General features: G+C 61.0%; 14 protein-coding genes. 3 read left to right on the top strand and 11 right to left on the bottom strand.

The features are described from left to right. Window positions 1-9: 9 nt before the first annotated feature. The 8 genes from L0B83_RS03120 to L0B83_RS03085 all read right to left on the bottom strand — a co-directional run bounded on the left by L0B83_RS03120 (window position 10) and on the right by L0B83_RS03085 (window position 8,472). The gene (locus tag L0B83_RS03120; RefSeq protein WP_234756867.1) at window positions 10-1,938 is read right to left on the bottom strand and encodes a hypothetical protein; all 1,929 of its coding nucleotides are present in this window, start codon (window positions 1,936-1,938) and stop codon (window positions 10-12) included. Window positions 1,939-2,153: 215 nt separating this feature from the next. Continuing rightward, window positions 2,154-3,044 carry a glycosyltransferase gene (locus L0B83_RS03115; RefSeq protein WP_234756865.1) on the bottom strand — a complete coding sequence of 297 codons (891 nt, stop codon included), beginning with the start codon at window positions 3,042-3,044 and terminating at the stop codon, window positions 2,154-2,156. Window positions 3,045-3,065: 21 nt separating this feature from the next. Further along, window positions 3,066-4,160, bottom strand: a complete 1,095-nt coding sequence (locus tag L0B83_RS03110; protein ID WP_234756863.1) for an NAD-dependent epimerase/dehydratase family protein — start codon at window positions 4,158-4,160, stop codon at window positions 3,066-3,068. A gap of 23 nt (window positions 4,161-4,183) precedes the next feature. Then, window positions 4,184-5,071, bottom strand: coding sequence for a glycosyltransferase (locus L0B83_RS03105; RefSeq protein ID WP_234756861.1), 888 nt, complete (start codon window positions 5,069-5,071; stop codon window positions 4,184-4,186). Window position 5,072: 1 nt separating this feature from the next. Continuing rightward, window positions 5,073-5,507: a DUF2304 domain-containing protein gene (locus tag L0B83_RS03100; protein WP_234756859.1), complete on the bottom strand. Its 435-nt coding sequence runs from the start codon at window positions 5,505-5,507 to the stop codon at window positions 5,073-5,075. Further along, window positions 5,507-6,259 (bottom strand): glycosyltransferase family 2 protein, encoded by a 753-nt coding sequence (locus L0B83_RS03095; RefSeq protein WP_234756857.1) that lies wholly within the window; start codon window positions 6,257-6,259, stop codon window positions 5,507-5,509. The genes L0B83_RS03100 and L0B83_RS03095 overlap by 1 nt, the downstream gene beginning before the upstream one ends. Before the next feature lie 70 nt (window positions 6,260-6,329). Beyond that, window positions 6,330-7,253 carry a glycosyltransferase gene (locus tag L0B83_RS03090; RefSeq protein ID WP_234756855.1) on the bottom strand — a complete coding sequence of 308 codons (924 nt, stop codon included), beginning with the start codon at window positions 7,251-7,253 and terminating at the stop codon, window positions 6,330-6,332. Then, window positions 7,240-8,472, bottom strand: coding sequence for a polysaccharide biosynthesis protein (locus L0B83_RS03085; protein ID WP_234756853.1), 1,233 nt, complete (start codon window positions 8,470-8,472; stop codon window positions 7,240-7,242). The genes L0B83_RS03090 and L0B83_RS03085 overlap by 14 nt, the downstream gene beginning before the upstream one ends. A 194-nt stretch (window positions 8,473-8,666) precedes the next feature. Here L0B83_RS03085 and L0B83_RS03080 point away from each other — a divergent pair, with 194 nt between their 5' ends. Then, on the top strand, window positions 8,667-9,392 hold the full coding sequence (locus L0B83_RS03080; RefSeq protein ID WP_234756851.1) for a glycosyltransferase: 726 nt from the start codon (window positions 8,667-8,669) through the stop codon (window positions 9,390-9,392). On the opposite strand, the gene L0B83_RS03075 is transcribed toward L0B83_RS03080, so the two are convergent. Further along, entirely contained in the window at window positions 9,389-11,194 is a 1,806-nt protein-coding gene (locus tag L0B83_RS03075) for a GH25 family lysozyme (RefSeq protein ID WP_234756849.1), read from the bottom strand. The genes L0B83_RS03080 and L0B83_RS03075 overlap by 4 nt on opposite strands. A gap of 165 nt (window positions 11,195-11,359) precedes the next feature. On the opposite strand from L0B83_RS03075, the gene rfbB reads away from it, so the two are divergent. Beyond that, window positions 11,360-12,358: a dTDP-glucose 4,6-dehydratase gene (gene rfbB / locus L0B83_RS03070; protein WP_234756847.1), complete on the top strand. Its 999-nt coding sequence runs from the start codon at window positions 11,360-11,362 to the stop codon at window positions 12,356-12,358. 3 nt (window positions 12,359-12,361) lie between these two features. Continuing rightward, complete coding sequence (locus tag L0B83_RS03065; RefSeq protein WP_234756846.1) at window positions 12,362-13,771, top strand: sugar nucleotide-binding protein; 1,410 nt, start codon at window positions 12,362-12,364, stop codon at window positions 13,769-13,771. A gap of 96 nt (window positions 13,772-13,867) precedes the next feature. Here the strand turns inward: L0B83_RS03065 and L0B83_RS03060 are convergent, their stop codons facing one another. After that, entirely contained in the window at window positions 13,868-15,568 is a 1,701-nt protein-coding gene (locus tag L0B83_RS03060) for a DUF2142 domain-containing protein (protein ID WP_234756845.1), read from the bottom strand. Beyond that, on the bottom strand, window positions 15,565-16,584 hold the full coding sequence (locus L0B83_RS03055; RefSeq protein ID WP_234756844.1) for a substrate-binding domain-containing protein: 1,020 nt from the start codon (window positions 16,582-16,584) through the stop codon (window positions 15,565-15,567). The genes L0B83_RS03060 and L0B83_RS03055 overlap by 4 nt, the downstream gene beginning before the upstream one ends. Window positions 16,585-16,914 lie beyond the last annotated feature (330 nt).

Here is a 16,914-nt window from a genome sequence, read left to right as displayed (position 1 = left end):
CCCGGCAGATCATCCGAGCCGGATCAGTCGGTCAGCAACACGAGGATCCCGCGCCAACAGGTACTGGTGAACGGGTTCAAACAGCTCGGGATCCACGATCGCATGCAATGTGGGGTTCTCGGCTAGAACCCGGGCGATGATCTCTGGAGCTTTGTTATAGTCCTTCACGATGTCCACAAGGTCGAAGCTGAGAGCGGTCGTCTTCGACGACGACATGCCGCGCATGCCCCATTGCCACCTGGCAGCCAGAATTGGATCTACAGTTCCCGGCCCCGGGATATAGACGGTTGACGCGGGTTGGGGCTGCCGGGCACTCTGAAGCAGCCGGGACACGAAAGCCGGCGTACTCTGCAGGCGGGCCTGCTGGTTGGACATTTCAGTCAGCGGACGGACTGTCGCTGGAAGGCCCACCGCTTGGAGTCCCGGAACCGAAAAGCCGAACACTTGCGTCGCCGTGATTGCCAGGACGCACAACGCAACGGTGAGCCCGTGCTTGTGCCGCAAGCCCTCTGACTGGGCGGTCGGCGGTACCAGACAGGCGGCCGCCGCTACGACCAGCGGCCACGCGAGGAGCAGCACAGCAATCAAATACTTGTAGAAATAGTAGGAGATGGCTCCGTTCTGGACGCTTTGCGAGACGGCCAGCCAGATGCAAAGGGCAATCGGTATGAACAGGCCCGTCGCAGCCCTGGAAACGTCCAATCGTTCAGCCCGGAGCTGTGTCGAAGGCATGCGCAGGGCAAACGAGCGGTTGGCGAAGCCCAACACCAAAGCCAAGACAACTGCCACTAGGGCAAGCCCGAAGTCCGGATACGCGATCCCGCCTTGAGCCTCCAGGATGTGCTGGCTTTGTTCGATAAGAGGAGAAATCTGGATGATGGGAAGTGCCATGCCCAGCAAGCTGACGCTGATGCATATCGACGAAAGAGTCCACCACCTGCGGCTGTAGCTGTCGCGCGCGCGTACCACGGCCCGCAGCTTGATCCAAAGCACCCCGGCAAGGAGCGATACGAGCAAAAGCCAGTTGTTGCAGATACCGACCAGACCTGCACCGACGACGGCAACGCCGACAACCGGGGTGCGGCGTTGGAAGGTCAGTAGGGCGAGGACCGTGGCGGTGGCCATGCCACACGCGAGATAGAAATTGGCGAAGCCCTCGTATGCAGGTATGGCACCGGGGCCATAGATCCATGCGGCGATCGCGATGGCGATTCCGCTGGCCATGACGGCTGGCCTTCGGCGTACCGCCGGCAGTGCGCATAGTCCGGCCGCGACGATCAGGACCGTGAGGACGCTGCAAGCTGCCTGTAGGTTCATGAAGCTGACCAGTTCGCTGTCCACGCTGGAATAGGACGGACGAAGCAGGTCAGACATGGTGGCCAACAGAGCATGAAAGCCTTGCGGGTACTCTCCGAAGCCCCAAGCGTCGCCGGCGGTGGTTTGCGGAATGGTCGGAATGATCTCGCCATGGCTACGGATCATGTAGTAGATGCTGAAATGGGATTGGTAATCCCATCTGCTTGTAAGGATCGACAAGGCATCAAGTGGAGAGCGGATTGTCAGCATCGTCCCCAGCGACAATGCTGAGAGCAGCGCGGCCAGAAACGGTATTGAGTCCACCCAACCGGCACGGGGAACCAGCCGCCGGACCCTCCGGACAGGAACTCTCGAAGATCCGATCCACCAGGCTATTACCCCGGCGAGACCCGCCAGCAGGAGTGTCCCGTGATCCGTGCCCACCAAGCGTTCAGGTAGCCACCAGGTCAGCGGCATCAGGCCGGCCAAAATCAGTCCGTTGAAGAGGACGCGCTTTGACAGTACCCGGGCAGTCGGCAGGAGAAGCAGGAGGACGGCCGCAACGATGAGCGCGGGTGTTCCTTGAAGGATCCCTGCTGTCCTGAGGACAAGGACGGTACCGGCGACGATAGCGCAGGCCAATATTCACCGCGCATGGCGCAGTTGCGGACCCCGTCTGCGTTCGCCATGGGGCGTTCTCGGCCGTGAACGCCGCCGAAGGTGCTGCTGGTCGTGGATGGCGGTGCTCACGTGCGATTTTCCCCAATGATTAAGAGCAAAGCTTTTTGGCGATTAGTGATACGTCGCGGGTACGGATGTCCGGCGGCGGTGGCCTTGACAGGCTGCGCGGGCCTCGCTTAGCCGGGGCGCCGGCCGGACAGGCCGCGCACTCCATCTCGTATCCCGCCGAGGGCGTTCGCGAGTCGGGTCTTTCGTCCCGGGGCCAGGAGCGTCACGATGATCAGATGCCTGTAGTCGGCCAAGAAGCCTTTCAGGATCCAGAGCGAAAACCGCCGGCCGTACTGGCGTGCCAGCAGGATCCTGTTCCGGAAAAGATAGTAGTAACGCCAATCAGCGGCTGTGCGGATCTTGAGCGGCTTTCCACCAATGGAAAGTTCCCGACCGAACAATTTGGCAGTCGCTGGACTTCCCAGACTGTGGTCAAGTGCGGCGTCCGGGGCTATGACGGCGCGGAGTCCGTTCGACGTGCACCGCAGATAGAACTCGCTGTCCACACCGTCGATGAAGAGGCTGGACTGAAAGAGGCCCAACCGCTCCAGCACCGGGACCGGGATGAGAAGGCCCGATTGGATAGGTTCGCCGCCGAGCTGAATGCCATTCATGACCCCGGCGCGTCGGACCGGGAGACCCCGTATGGAGCCCGGGGCGACCATACCCAAAGGAACCCCCGCACCAACGGCGGCCGATGCCGCGGCCTCCAAGGCGGCGACATAACCGTCGTCGAGCAGTGAGTCCTGATCCATGGTGAGGATATAGTCCGGTTTTGCGGCCGACGACAGCACGGAGGAAATTCCAGCATTCAGGGCGGCAGCTATCCCGGAGTTTTCAGCAAGCCGCTCCACCCGGCATCCCAGGTTCACCAGTTCACCAAGGATGCGCGCGGGGTCCTTGGTGCTACCGTCGTCGACGACGACCACCGCGTCCACCTGCTTCAGGAGCGCTGCGGCGTTTGCCAGTACTCCGTCAGAGGGGTTGAACAGTGAAACGATTGCGACAGTCGAGGGCAACGTCCTGGTCTCCGTCCGGCGTCAGGCTGGCTGGACGTCTGGCTGGACGTCGATCCAGTTGGCGAGCCGGTCGATGCCTTGGGCGAGGTTGTACCGCGGCGTCCAGCCGAGGACTTCTTTCGCGGCCGTGACGTCGGCCCATGCGTGACGGACGTCGCCCTGCCGGTATTGCCCGGTGACGTGGGGAGCCGGGGCGTTGTAGTGCGCGGCGATAAGCTCCGCAGCCGTGCCGATGGTCTGGAACTCGCCCGAACCGATGTCCATTGGCTCGCCCTGCACGGTGGGGGAGACCGCGCCGGCGACGATGGCAGACGCGACATCGTCGATCAAGATGAAGTCACGGCGGACTTCACCGTCTTCGTAAAGCGGAATCGATTTGCCGCCCATGGCCATCCTGCAGAACAAGCTCATGATTCCCGTGTAGGGGTTGATAAGCGACTGGCCTGGACCGTAGACGTTCTGGAGCCGCAGGATGACGGTTTCCACCCCGTAAGACTTTGCCCAGGCCTGCAGGACGTGTTCCTGGGCGAGCTTGGTGGCCCCGTAGACACTAACCGGGGCGGGGAACGTTTCCGATGCCTTCATAGCTACCGGCGTGGCACCCGGGAAGTCCCACTGGGCCTTGTCCAGCGTCTCGCTGGTCCGCTGGCCTGGGTAGAAGAGTTTGCCGTCGGCGTCGGCCCAGGCGCCCTCGCCGTAGACAGCGCGGCTGGAGGAAAGCACGATCCGACGCGGGAGTTTGCCATGACGGTTGAGGCCATCGAGAAGCTGGGAAGTGCCGACGACGTTGACGTGAGTGTGGCGGGTCGATTCCTCGAGGGACTGGCCCGTCCCGGTTTCCGCCGCAAGGTGGATCACGACGTCGGGGGTGACGTCCGCCAAGACGGTGTCCCAAGTTGCAGCATCGGCTACATCGGCGACGACGAGTTCGGCTTTCGGGTGCAGATCGGCGGGCCGCTCACCGGAGGCATGGATTTGCGGGTGCAGGTTGTCGACGACAACTACCCTGTCGAAGGCGTCGACCAGGGCTGGGGAGACGGCGCAGCCGATGAAACCAGCGCCGCCGGTGACGAGGACGGTACCGCCTGGGCGGACAGGATTAGTTAGAGAAGTCACTCTTGGACCTTTCGTAGCGGAAGTTACTTTCCGAAAGTGTGTCGGACGAGGGCCTTGACGGCGGCTTTGTTGCGGCTCGCTGCCGCCTTGGGAAGGAGGGCTGCGGCGTGTGCACGGGAGGTCAGCCTGAGCCTCGCCGACCGGGCAGCTTTCGTCCAACCAAGTTCATCGGCCTGGGCGGCAGCGACTTCAAAATACTCGCGTTCACCGGCGAAGCGGGAGCCATCCACGAGTTTGGTGGAAGATGCACTGTTTGAATGCCGGCGGTACTGGAAGCAAACCTCCGGATCGATCAGCAACTGATCACCGTTGTAGATCATGTCCATAATCAAGGCGAGATCCTGGATGATCGGGAAGCCGTCGCGGAAGTCCACCTTACGGATCTTGTCCGTACGGAAGGCAAGAGACGGCCAGTAAAGCCAGTCTCCGTGCATGAGGTTGGCGGCGATTGGCTCTCCTGCCATGAGCTGCCGCCCACCGCCTCTTGGCTTAATGATCCGTTGCTTCACCACATCAACAAGTGTGGCCACGACTCGACCCTTTTCGTCGATCACCTCCACACCGGGTTGGATCAGCGCGGCATCGGGGAAGCTGGCATGCGCGGAGAGGATGACGTCCACATAGTTCGGCAGCAAGACATCATCGCAACCCAGGATCACCATCACCTCCTGTGTGGCGAGTGAAACGCAGGTCCGGTAGTTCTCCGTTATGCCTGCGTTCTGATCCTTGCGGATGTATTTGACTCGCGGGTCTTGGATCCCGGCCATGAAGTCGCTGATTTCGGTGCCTGGGTAGGCGTCATCGACGACCGTCAAAAGCCAATCGCCATTGTGCTGGGCGAGGACGCTGTTGACAGTTTCCTTCATGTAACCGGGATCTCCCCAGTAAGGGATCAGTATGTCGAGGGGCATGTTATGCGTCAAAACCTTCGCTTGCTTGTCTGGAGGTTGGGGCCGGTGCAGGGTCAGGTGTCTTGACAGCTTGATCGACCGGCGTGTTGGCGTGTGCGGCTCCAGCAAGGGACTCGAACTGGGTCCTGAGGATGGCCACTTCCTCAGCCAGTGAGCGCGTCTCATCCTCAACGACCGAGATCTCCCATGACAAGTGCAGGCAGACGCCGAGCAACATGAGGATGCTCATTGCAAACAGGAGATTCGAAGGTACCTGGATACCCACGACTCCCGCGACAATGTTCAGCAGATATGGGAACGCGGCGAGGATCAAAGTCGCGACACCGACGATCAACCATAAAGCTGCATACTTTTCCCGGAGCTTCTTGCGGCGCAGCATTTCGAAAACCAGGGCAACGATGACCAGCGCCAACAGGAACGCGGCGAAATTTCCCATCAGCGTACTCCTTCGACTTCGGGGACTGTGGCTGCCGGGGCAGACCGCTTACGCGTCAGGGCAAAGAGCAGGGCGAACACGGACCGACCAAGATATATAGCTGCTTTCACCGGGTTGTGGCTGGGGGTGCCCCCTTGCCTCACACGCATTTCGACGGGGACCTGGGTCACTGTGCAGCCGGAGCGGATCGCTACGACAAGGGAATCGATGGTGTCTCCGAGGTACTCCGCCGGGTAGTGATCCAAGTACTGGCTGATCGCCCGGTCGTTGCCGGCGCGGAAACCGCTGGTGACATCAGTGAGGCGCGTTTTGGCGAGGGACGAGATCACTTTGGCCAGGAAGACCATCGCCCATTTGCGAGGACCGCTGACCTTGTAGTTCCCCCGGTCAGCAAAGCGGGCGCCAATGGAGATGTCTGCATGCCGGAGGCCGCCCAGTACTTCTTCGATGCTGCTTGGATCGTGCTGGCCGTCGGAATCAACCTGAATGACTTGGCGGTAGCCGAGCCGGCGAGCGTATTTGAACCCGGCACGCATCGCCCCGCCCACACCGAGGTTGAACGGAAGGTTGAGGACCGTTGCGCCCGCAGCTTCCGCGACGGCTGCTGTGTTGTCGGTAGAGCCGTCGTTGACGACCAAGACGTCGTAGCGGCCGCTGGTCGCGAGTACTTCACGCACCGTGTTGCCGACCGCTTCGGCTTCATTCCAGGCTGGCATGATGACCAGAACGCGGGCTGTGGGGGTTGGTTCCATGGTGTCCAAACTATATCAATTCCAGAGAGGGGCGCCGACGGGCATCCATCGCGTCCCTCTGGCGGTTCGGTTACTTGAGTCTTCGTTCCAGTTCGGCGGGGATCCGGCCCGTGCGTCCCCTCAAAGCGTCAGCGAACCCCGCGATGGCGGCCCAAATCAGCTTGCGGCGGCCCGGGCTGAAAGTAAATCGCAACAGATGGGCTTTACCCTCCTCAACGAGCCTGCGGAACGTCCAAGCAGGCGCCTTCAGGGCATACCTGCGTGTGAGTGCAGTCCCGTTCCGGCAGATGTAGTAAACGCGGCTGGGGGAGTGGTAATTAAAGGAGATCTCCCGGCCAAAAACCACGACGGGCCTTCCCAGCAGTCGCGCGCGATCACGTTGACCCAGGTCGTGGTCAATGTCGCAGGCTTCCCCGACCAGGACATGGAGTCCGGCGCTTCGCACACGCATTGTGTATTCGGAGTCGACGCCGTCGATAAAGAGTCCAGTGTCAAAAACGCCGACCCGGTCGATGGTTTCGATAGGGATCATAAAGCCCGACTGCATGGGATCGAAGGCCTCTGTGAAGGATCCTACGGAGCCCATCGTCGGGACTGCGTGCCCGCTGTAGGCGGACGCGCAGATGAAGCCGACGTCTATTCCTGCAGAAGCCGCCCGCCGCGCTGTCTCGATGGCGTTTTGGACGTAGAAGGGGTTGGGCCGGGAGTCCTGGTCCAAGGTCAGGACGTAATCCGGATCGCCCTCCGACCGGGCAAGCGCAATACCGGCGTTGAGCGCTGCCGCAATGCCTGCGTTTTCAGGCTGGTGGAGGACCCGGGCTCCGGCTTGGGTCAATTGCGCAAACACACCCTCAAAGCCCGAAGGGGATCCGTCGTCGACGACGAGCACGCGGACGCCCTGCTGGACCAGTTGGCGCACTCCCTGTTCGAGTGAAGGATCCGGGCGATAGGCGGCAATAATGGCAACGACTGCCGAAGATTCACCTGTCTGCATGACTCGGCCTTTCTGTGTTCACAACTTTGAATCCAGGAATCAGCAGCGCCACGAAGAGGACTGCCTCGCTGAGGGCCATCCCGAGAGCGATGCCGGGGGCGTTGCCGGACATCCCGGCCCAGATCATGGCCGCGACGCCGAGGAGGGCAGAAACCATCGTCCATAAAAGGACCAGATGTTGCTGCCCTGCCGGAATAAGCAGGTTCCGGATGAACGGGGTGCTGGCGCTGAGGAACAGGAACGCAAGTCCGTAGTAGAAGCACAGCTCGGTGGTGGCTTGGGCCTTGCCTGCGAACAACAGGCTGCTAACGAACGGACCGGCGACCGTCAACACGGCCGCCCCAAGGACCCCTAGCGCCGCATGGGCGTAGATGGCAGCAAGATGGCGCCTGCGGCGCATCGCGGCGCCATGCTCGAGTGTCCACCCTTGGAAGGCGTTCCCGAGTGCAACTACGGTAAATAGGCCGAACCGGTAAAGGGTATCCACTGTCGCAAGGCTGCCGGACGCTGCAGGAGCGGTGCTTGCCGTAGCGATCGGGGTCGGAGTGGAGGCGTAGGCGTTACCCGCGAGGCTGATCCCGGCGGTGCGGCCCTGTGAGGCGAGTTCCCGCAATGCGGAACGGACATCGCGGGGTAGCCACTGGCCCCCGGGGGAATAGGTCCGGTGGAATATGGCCAATGAAACAATTGACGCAAGTACGAGGAGCCCGGTATAGAACCAGAGCTGGTGTGTCCATAGCAGCAGCGGCGCTGCTGTGACGGTGGCGATGAATCGGGGGACGGTGTCGTAGATGGCAAGCAGCTTGGGTTGCCCCAGGCCGATGCAGAACCACGACGGGGACATCCCTGAAATAGCGACGGCCCATGCCATGCCGATTGCTTCAGCGCGGAAAGCCGGATTGGCAACCAGCGCGGCGACGATTGCTGAGGCGGGAAGTACGAGGGCCAGCAGGAGGATACGGGTCCTCATGCTTCGCAGGTAGACCGTGCCCCGCTCGTCAGCGCTGGTGGAACGGGCGATTGCGACTGGTCCGTCAACATTCCAGCCCCACATAAGCACGGTTGCTGCGAAGGTTCCGATCGCTTGGCCGGAAATGACGCTCGAAATTCCGTCTCCCCCGACAAAACTGGAAATGACCGGGATGAGGAGGATCGGTGTGATCAAGGACAGCAGCGGCAGAACCGTGAACCCGGAGAGGCGCAGCAGTACGGTCTTCATTTGGTAGGAGCGTCCTTGGGTCACGGGCAGTCTTCATCGATCTTACGGGATGGTTGGCGAGGAAGCCGTCACCTAAGATGGTGCAGTCGGTCGGGAGGGCGCAAAACCCCGTCACTCCCTATGAACAAACGGACTGTGAGGCCATGAACGGACGCAATGAGCACGCCACCCCGATGATACGAGCCAGCGTCTGCATGGCAACTTATAAGGGAGCCCGCTACGTCGGGGAACAGCTCGAGTCGATTCTTTCCCAACTTGGTACCGAAGACGAAGTGGTGATCGTTGACGACGCCTCGCCGGATGACACTGTGACAAAGATCATGGCGTTTGATGATCCGAGGATCAGGCTCATCCGGGCTGAGAGCAACCAAGGCTACGTTCGTTCCTTCCAGCATGCAGTTTTGGCCAGCCGGGGCGAGTTCATTTTCCTTGCGGACCAGGACGATGTGTGGATCCCCGGGAGGCTCGAGCACATGCTGTCCGCGTTGCAAGGGAGCGCAGTCGTAGCCAGTAATTTCGACATTCTCGGAGGCGGGCCCCGGCCGGCGATTCCCCGGCTTAGGTCCGCCGACGGAAGCAGGAAGCTAGCGAATCTCTTCGGAATCCTGGTTGGGTACCGCGCTTACTATGGGTGCGGCATGGCCTTCCGGCGCGAACTTCTGGGAGCGTTCGCCCCAGTGCCTTCCTACCTGCGTGAATCCCACGACCTTTGGCTGGCGATTATTGGAAACATGGCCGGCTCTATCGAGCACCTGGACGAACCCACCTTGCTCCGCCGCCTACATGACGAGAACGCCACCCCAAGGGGGTGGCGTTCTCTGGCGACTATCGTTGCCGCTCGTGTCGTGCTGCTCCGCCTCATGGGTGAGGCTCGGCGTCGGCTGCTTTCCTTGCGCGGACTGGTGGACCAGCCCTCCTAGTAGTAGAGGACGTCCACTGACAGCTGCGAAAGGCTGTTGGTCAACTGCCAGCTGTTGCCCCGGACGATCCCGACTGTAGTCGTGCGGTCGCCGTTCCAATCGCCTGTAACCGGGCTGTCGGTGCTGATTCCGTAGTTGAACACATTGGAAACCACAGGCGATTGGATACGGCTGCTGAGCCACCACTGGCCATTACGCCAGACGCCAATGCTTGTCTTGCCGCTGCCTGTCCAGTCCCCGACGATGGGCGTGTCGGACGGAACTCCGAATGAAGTGAACTCATTCACCACCGGGTTGCTGACGGAGTAGCTGACCTGGAAGCTGGAGTTACGCCAGATACCGATGCTGTCCCGGCCGGAGCCGTTCCAGTCACCGACGATCGGAGTGTCGGAACCAACGCCAAAGGAAACCACCTTGGTTATCGCCATGGTGTTGATGTCATCTACCAGCCACCAAACGCCGTTACGAACGATGCCGATCCCTGCCGTACCGCTTCCGTTCCAGTTACCCACAACGGGCTTGTCGCCTGGATTCCCGTACCCGAAGCACTTGCGGGGACCCCGTGGCATTTGAAGGCACCAGAATCCGTCTTTGTACCATCCGACGTAGCTACGACCGTCGCCCGCCCATTTTCCGGTCAGAAGGGTAGCGCCGGGGATGAGGCCTACCGGACTTGCGTCGGGGGTTGCGGCAAACCGACGAAGCTGATCCATCGAGCCGTTGAAAAGGTCCTGGTCGCCCGGGTAGGTAGCCAGCGTTGTCGCGCTCTGATCTGTGTAGGCGTCGGCATATTGCCAGAAGGTGTAAAAGCCCCACCCTCCGAAACTGGCAGGGTTGTTGGTGTACCACGAGGCACCCCAAACCGGGTTGGTGTTCGAGAATCTTGTGGTTCCGCCCAGGCAGCTGTTCCAGAAGTAGGCCGTGGTGTAGATGACTGCTGCTTTTCCGGTGGCTTGGAAGTAGTAATCAACGAAATCGGCCACCCAGTCCGATAGTTGGGCCGGACTCATGTTGTAGCAGGAGTTGAGGCCCTCATTGTAAGGAGAACCGTTGTACGCGCCGGGATGATCTTCGATGTCGAGCGCTCCCGGCAAAGTCATACCGTCACTGGACCAGCCGCCACCGCTCGCCAGGAAGGCAGAAGCTTGGTCGGCGCCGCGGGAAAGGTTCGGACGAGCGAAATGGTAAGCGCCGCGAATAAGTCCGGCCGCAGCTGACCCGTTGTACTGCTGAGCGAAGTAACTGTTCGAAGCCCATGTTCCTTCGGATGCCTTGACGTATGCGAAGCGGGCACCCTTCATGTACGAGACGTAGTTCCAGTCGACATTGCCTTGCCACCCACTGACGTCCAGCCCCAACGGGCTGCCCTGCGTCCCCGCCGGCTGCTCCGGCACGGACGGTTCGCCTCCGGCCTGGCTGAATACCTTGGCCTGCTGGGTCGAAGCGATTCCAACCTGACCGGCCTTCTTGGTCATGCCCATCGTCGCGCCGAACTTCTTGAGCTTTTCCGCATCGCTGAGCGAAGCCGCGCCGGACGGCGTGGCCGCTGCAGTCGGGGCAGTCGGTGCTGGTGCTGGAGTGCTCGCCTGCGGTGCTGCTGGGGAGGGGACCGCTGCCCCCTGGCGGGGGGCAGCAGGCGACGGCGAGGCTGGCGCAGCCGGGGCCGTCGGGGACGCTGCCGGACTCGGGGCGGGTCCCGTCGTCGGCGGCGCCGCGTTGGCTGGGACGGCGGCTTGACCCCACGCGAGCGGTATCGCGAGCGTCATTGCGAGCAGGATTTTGGGGGTTGGGTTGTTGCGCAAGGAGGCTCCCGGATGTTCGTGGCAGGCCGAGAACGGAACGGCCCCCACAATAATGACATACGGAAGTGCCTATTGTTATTGGTGGTGCCAGAGTTTTTGCAGTTTCACCCGTTGCTGAAGTAAATGCAAAAGGCTGGCCAGTGGCCAGCCGGTAATATGGGCACCATGCAGAAAATCCTTGTCACCGGCGGCGCCGGCTTCATCGGTTCCAACTTCGTCCACTACCTGGTGGCTAACACAGATGCCAGCGTCACAGTCCTCGACAAGCTGACATACGCCGGCAATCCAGAGTCCATCAGCGGCCTTCCGGAAGATCGGGTCAACCTCGTAAAGGGCGATATCGCCGACGCCGGCCTGGTCGATGGCCTTGTTGCTGACGCCGACGTCGTGGTCCATTATGCAGCCGAATCACACAATGACAATTCCCTGCACGACCCCCGCCCCTTCCTCGATACCAACATCATCGGGACCTACACCCTCATCGAAGCGGCCCGAAAGCACGACAAGCGCTTCCACCACATCTCCACCGATGAGGTGTACGGAGACCTCGAGCTCGACGACCCTCAGCGCTTCACTGAAGATACGCCATACAACCCGTCGAGCCCGTACTCCTCGACGAAGGCAGGATCGGACCTGCTCGTCCGTGCCTGGGTACGTTCGTTTGGATTGCGCGCAACCATCAGCAACTGCTCCAACAACTACGGTCCATACCAGCACGTGGAGAAATTCATCCCGCGCCAGATCACCAACGTCATCGATGGAATCCGGCCCAAGCTTTACGGCAAGGGCGAGAATGTCCGCGACTGGATCCACGCGAATGACCACTCCTCCGCCGTGCTTGCCATCATCGAAAAAGGCCGGATCGGCGAAACCTACTTGATCGGTGCCGACGGGGAAAAAAACAACAAGGATGTCGTCGAGCTCATTCTCGAGCACATGGGGCAGCCCCGCGATGCCTACGACCACGTGGTGGACCGCCCGGGCCATGACCTCCGGTACGCCATCGACTCAAACAAACTGCGTGACGAACTCGGTTGGCAGCCCAAATTCTCAAACTTCGATGCCGGCATCGAAGACACCATTAAGTGGTACCGGGACAACGAAGCCTGGTGGCGTCCCCAGAAAGCCGTGACGGAAGCGCGCTACAAGGAACAGGGCCAGTAAGCGATGACATTGGAATTCTCTAAGCCGCTTGCAGCACACGAAACGCCGATTCCAGGTGTGGTTCTCTATGACCTGCCGGTCCACGGCGATAACCGCGGCTGGTTCAAGGAGAACTGGCAGCGGGAGAAAATGGTGGCACTTGGACTGCCGGACTTCCGTCCCGTCCAGAACAACATCTCCTTCAACGAGAAGGCCGGTACTACGCGCGGCATTCACGCCGAGCCTTGGGATAAATTCATTTCGGTAGCGACGGGCCGGATCTTCGGTGCGTGGGTCGACCTGCGTGAAGGTCCTTCTTTCGGCGCGGTCTTCACCGCGGAGCTTGACCCGAGCCAGGCCATCTTCATTCCGCGCGGGGTAGGCAATGCATTCCAGACGCTTGAGGACAATACTGCGTACACGTACCTCGTCAACGATCACTGGTCTGCAGACGCGCAGAGCCAATACACGTTCCTGAACCTCGCGGACGAGACCGCTGCCATTGCGTGGCCAGTCCCGCTTGAACAGGCCGAACTGTCCGACAAGGACAAGGCCCACCCGCGGTTGGCTGATGTGACCCCCATGCCGCCGAAGAAGGTCCTTGTGGTGGGCGCCAACGGGCAGCTCGGCAAGGCCTTGCGGGAGATGTACGACGGCGACACGTCCGTTGAGTTCGCCGGCCGGGCCGAGTTCGATTTGTCCAGCGAGGACTCGTTCGCGGCCCGTAACTGGAAGAACTACTCCACGATCATCAACGCGGCTGCGTACACCGCCGTCGACGCTGCGGAAACGCCCGCCGGCAGGAAAGCCGCGTGGGAAGCCAATGTCGCCGCAGTGGCTCGCCTGGCCAAGACCGCCGTCGACCACGATTTGACCCTTGTCCATGTTTCCTCGGACTACGTTTTCGACGGTACCGACGAGACCCACGGGGAGGACGAAGCCTTCACCCCGCTGGGAGTCTACGGCCAGACAAAGGCGGCCGGCGACGCCGTCGTAAGCGTAGTGCCCCGACACTACATCGTGCGCACCAGTTGGGTGATCGGCGAAGGCAATAACTTCGTCCGGACCATGGCGTCCCTCGCTGACCGCGGGATCAAGCCGAGCGTCGTCGACGACCAGATCGGCCGGCTCAGTTTCACCGAGGACATCGCTGCGGGAATCAGGCACTTGCTTGAATCCAAGGCGGCCTATGGCGTCTACAACCTCAGCAACGATGGCGAACCGCAATCGTGGGCGGACATCGCGGGAGACGTCTATGAGCTCCGGGGCGCGTCGCGCGACGACGTCACCGGCGTGAGCACCAAGGAGTATTTCGCGGACAAGGAAGCGGCACCGCGGCCCTTGAACAGCGTCCTCGACTTGAGCAAGATCAAGCGGACCGGCTTCGTTCCGGCCCGTAGTTCCGACCGGTTGGCGGCGTACCTCCGCGGCTAGGGCGGAATCGGACGATGATTACAGATGGGCCTGGCCGGGCGAATTGCCCGGCCAGGCCCATCTGTTTTGCTATTCGTCTGCGGCTATTCAAAAGTCCTACGCTGCGGAGCCGTTTCGAGGAAGCTGTCCCGCTGCCGCACGGTTCCTGCCCAGGAGGCCGTTCAGGGCACCCACTAGCCTCGCTGGGAGGAAGTGGGCGCCTGGATGAAGGAAGGCAAAAAGCTGCGAGGCCGCAACCAGCAGCACAACAGCCAGTAGTACGGTGAGTGCCTCCCAGGACAGCGGAGGTTGCCACTCAGGTTTGGTCAACATCACCAGCCAGTTGGCTGAGTCCGGCAGGCCAACGACATACCGCCGGAGAATGTATACAAAGCCATAGAGATGGGCTGCGCAGGTGGTCCAAAGCAAGATTTTCGTCAGTCTTCTGCTGACGAGAGTGGACTTGAACGAGCGGAACCTCAGGGCAAGCCCGGCGGAAATGACCGCGATGGCGAAAAGCGGCAGGTTGTAGCGACCTTGCCAGATATAGCCGCTGCTCGTGACCAACGCCGCTTGGACCAAGGCCGGCACTGCTGCCAGCATGCCGATTGCGACCCAGAATCCCAGTTGCAATCGGGCTGGGCGCATCGTGAATACCGACAACAAGAGGGCCATCAGAAGTGTGCCCCAGAACATCATCACGGCTTGCGGCACCGGGGTGTCGAGCCAGCCTGCAACGCCGATGTACTGGGGAACGAAGTCAAAGGCTCGGTCCAGCATGGTAACGAAGGCGTTGGTCGGACGTAGGCCTTCGACCACGTTGGAGATTCCCGCGGGCGCTTCTCCTGCTGAAGGGGGAGCGGACAGCATGACGAAATTCCACAGCACACCGAGAGCGACCCCGACGGCGGACACACTGGCGACGATCAGCAACGTTCGATTGCGGAAAACCGCCGCTATGTCCGAGCGTCGGAAGAAAAGGCACGCGACAACGGCGCCGCATAGCAACCACAACAATGACACGTTCCTGGTGTTGGCGAGCGTTGCGGCCGAGACGCCCACTGCCAGGATGCCAGGTCGCGCCAGATGAAGTCGTCGTGAGTTTTCGAGAATTGACACAAAGCCGCAGAACGCAGCCATGGAGGCCGCGACTTCCAACGAGTTTGGATTGATTCCGCTTGCCAGGAACAAAACCATGGGGGTGGTGGCCGCTGCAGCGGCAATGATCGGCCATTTGGGATGGCGGAGCCGCGACAAAGCGGTGAAGCCAGCGGCGTAGAAGGCTGCTGACATCAGGCCACTGACGATTCGCATGGCGAATACGGCAGGTGCCCCGGACATTACCAAACTGGGTAAACCGACCAGCCAATAGTAGAAGGGATTGTACAAACCGGCTGAGGTCACACCGATGGTGGTGTACGTGTCATCAAGAGGGATGTTCGGCGCACAGGCAGCGGACTTTTCCCTCGTGAATGCGAAACACCGCTGCGAGCCAATGTTCGCGATGTAGGAAGGGACCTGGACGTGGACGCCGTTGCCGTACGACTCTCCCGGGCCTGGGAAGAACTGGCCCCTGGCCACAGCGGCTGCCTTGATGGTGTGGGCAGGCTCGTCGGGGTAGGCCATTAGCGGTGTCGCGAGAATCCATAAAGTAATGAGAGCTGACAACAAGGCGAAAATGCGGATGAAGAACCTGAAGCCTGCCTTCGTCCCGGGAGATACGGCGCGCGGCCGGACACCGAACCGTTCCGGGCGCGGCTTGGCCTGCTCCTCGACGTTTGGAGCGAGGCGTCCATGAATGGCTGGGGGATCGATCACTGGGCACTCCCGATCTTCTTTATCAGGACTGCGGAATCGTCGAGGGACTGTTCACTCGGGGACGCTACGCCGGCGAAATATGTTGAGGCGACCTGGCCGTCGGGGCTGACCACGAACTCCCCCCAGGACTTCACGAGGGACGCAACCTGATTATTTTTGTACGTAGTGCAGAATGCTTGGTAGTTGACAGACCCCAGAGCGTAGCCCTGCTCGGTCTTCTCCGGGAGCTTAAACTCGACGCCCGTTCCAGTCGTCGTGGAGGTGCCCTCCTGGACTGCTGCGGCAACCGAGTCTTTGGACATACGGACGTAGCTGCCGCCGAAAGTCAACAGGGCGGTATCAAAGCGGGATCCGATGGATGCCGAGTCCATGAAGGCGATGGAACCGGCTGTATCATCGACTTTCTTCGCGATATCGCTGAAATTCTTGACTTCCGCGCCACCCGGAACCCTTTTCCACCTATCCGTTGTGCCGGTCGTCCATCCAGGTGACGTGGAAAGATATCGAGTGCTGACGGAAGTCAGAGCTGAAGGGCTGCTTGCGGTGACCGGCACGATGGGGAGGTCCGGGAAGTTGCTTCCGGGATTGATCGCGGCGATTGCCTTGTCATTCCAACGATTGATATCTCCGGAAAATATCCGTGCGAGCAACTCTGGTGAGAGCTTCAACCCGTGGATGCTGGGTACATTGAAGGCAACTCCGACGAGGGTAATGGAAGTAGGCACGCTAAACGCTCCGCCAGGGCCGCACTGGGGCTTCGTCTGGTCCTGCTGCGCTGTCGTCAAAGGCGCGTCGACTGCCGCGTAATAGGCCTGCCCCGTGGCCAACGCTGTCAGCCCTACGCTGGCGCCGTCCGGCGAGTAATTCAGCGATGTTGCCTTGAAGGACTTTTGCCACGCGTTGGCCCAGGCATCAATGGGAGCGCTTTGAAGGGGACTTCCAACTGCGGTGAGCGCGCCACGGATGTTGTCCTTGGCGGCCGGACTGGCACAGCCGGCAAGGCTGATACCGAGCAACAGGAGACCTCCTGTCGCTCGGAGAATCGACCGATGATGCACCAGGGGTCCTTTCGATTACTGGCAAAGCTGCGACTTGCGTCTTGATAACCCTAGCGGTTCAACCTGTGGGTGGCGGACAAGCTGTCCCGCCTTTTCCTGCCCGGAATCTCCGAGGACGCCACGAAGGTGCCTGGTGCATTTGGGACTGCTGTGGTTGAAGTTTTTGGGGTGATAGATGAGATTCAGCGTCTATCATGTAAGAACCCGACCAGTGCTTACCGACGGTGGCAACCCGAGGTCTCACCCAATAAGCGAGCAATCTTGCGAAAAATGAATCTTGTAGCGGCC

Origin of the sequence: Arthrobacter alkaliphilus (genome assembly GCF_021483235.1) — a bacterium.
GTDB lineage: Bacteria > Actinomycetota > Actinomycetes > Actinomycetales > Micrococcaceae > Arthrobacter > Arthrobacter alkaliphilus.
Note: the sequence above shows the minus strand (reverse complement) of the source record. Positions and strands in the feature narration are given on the sequence as shown.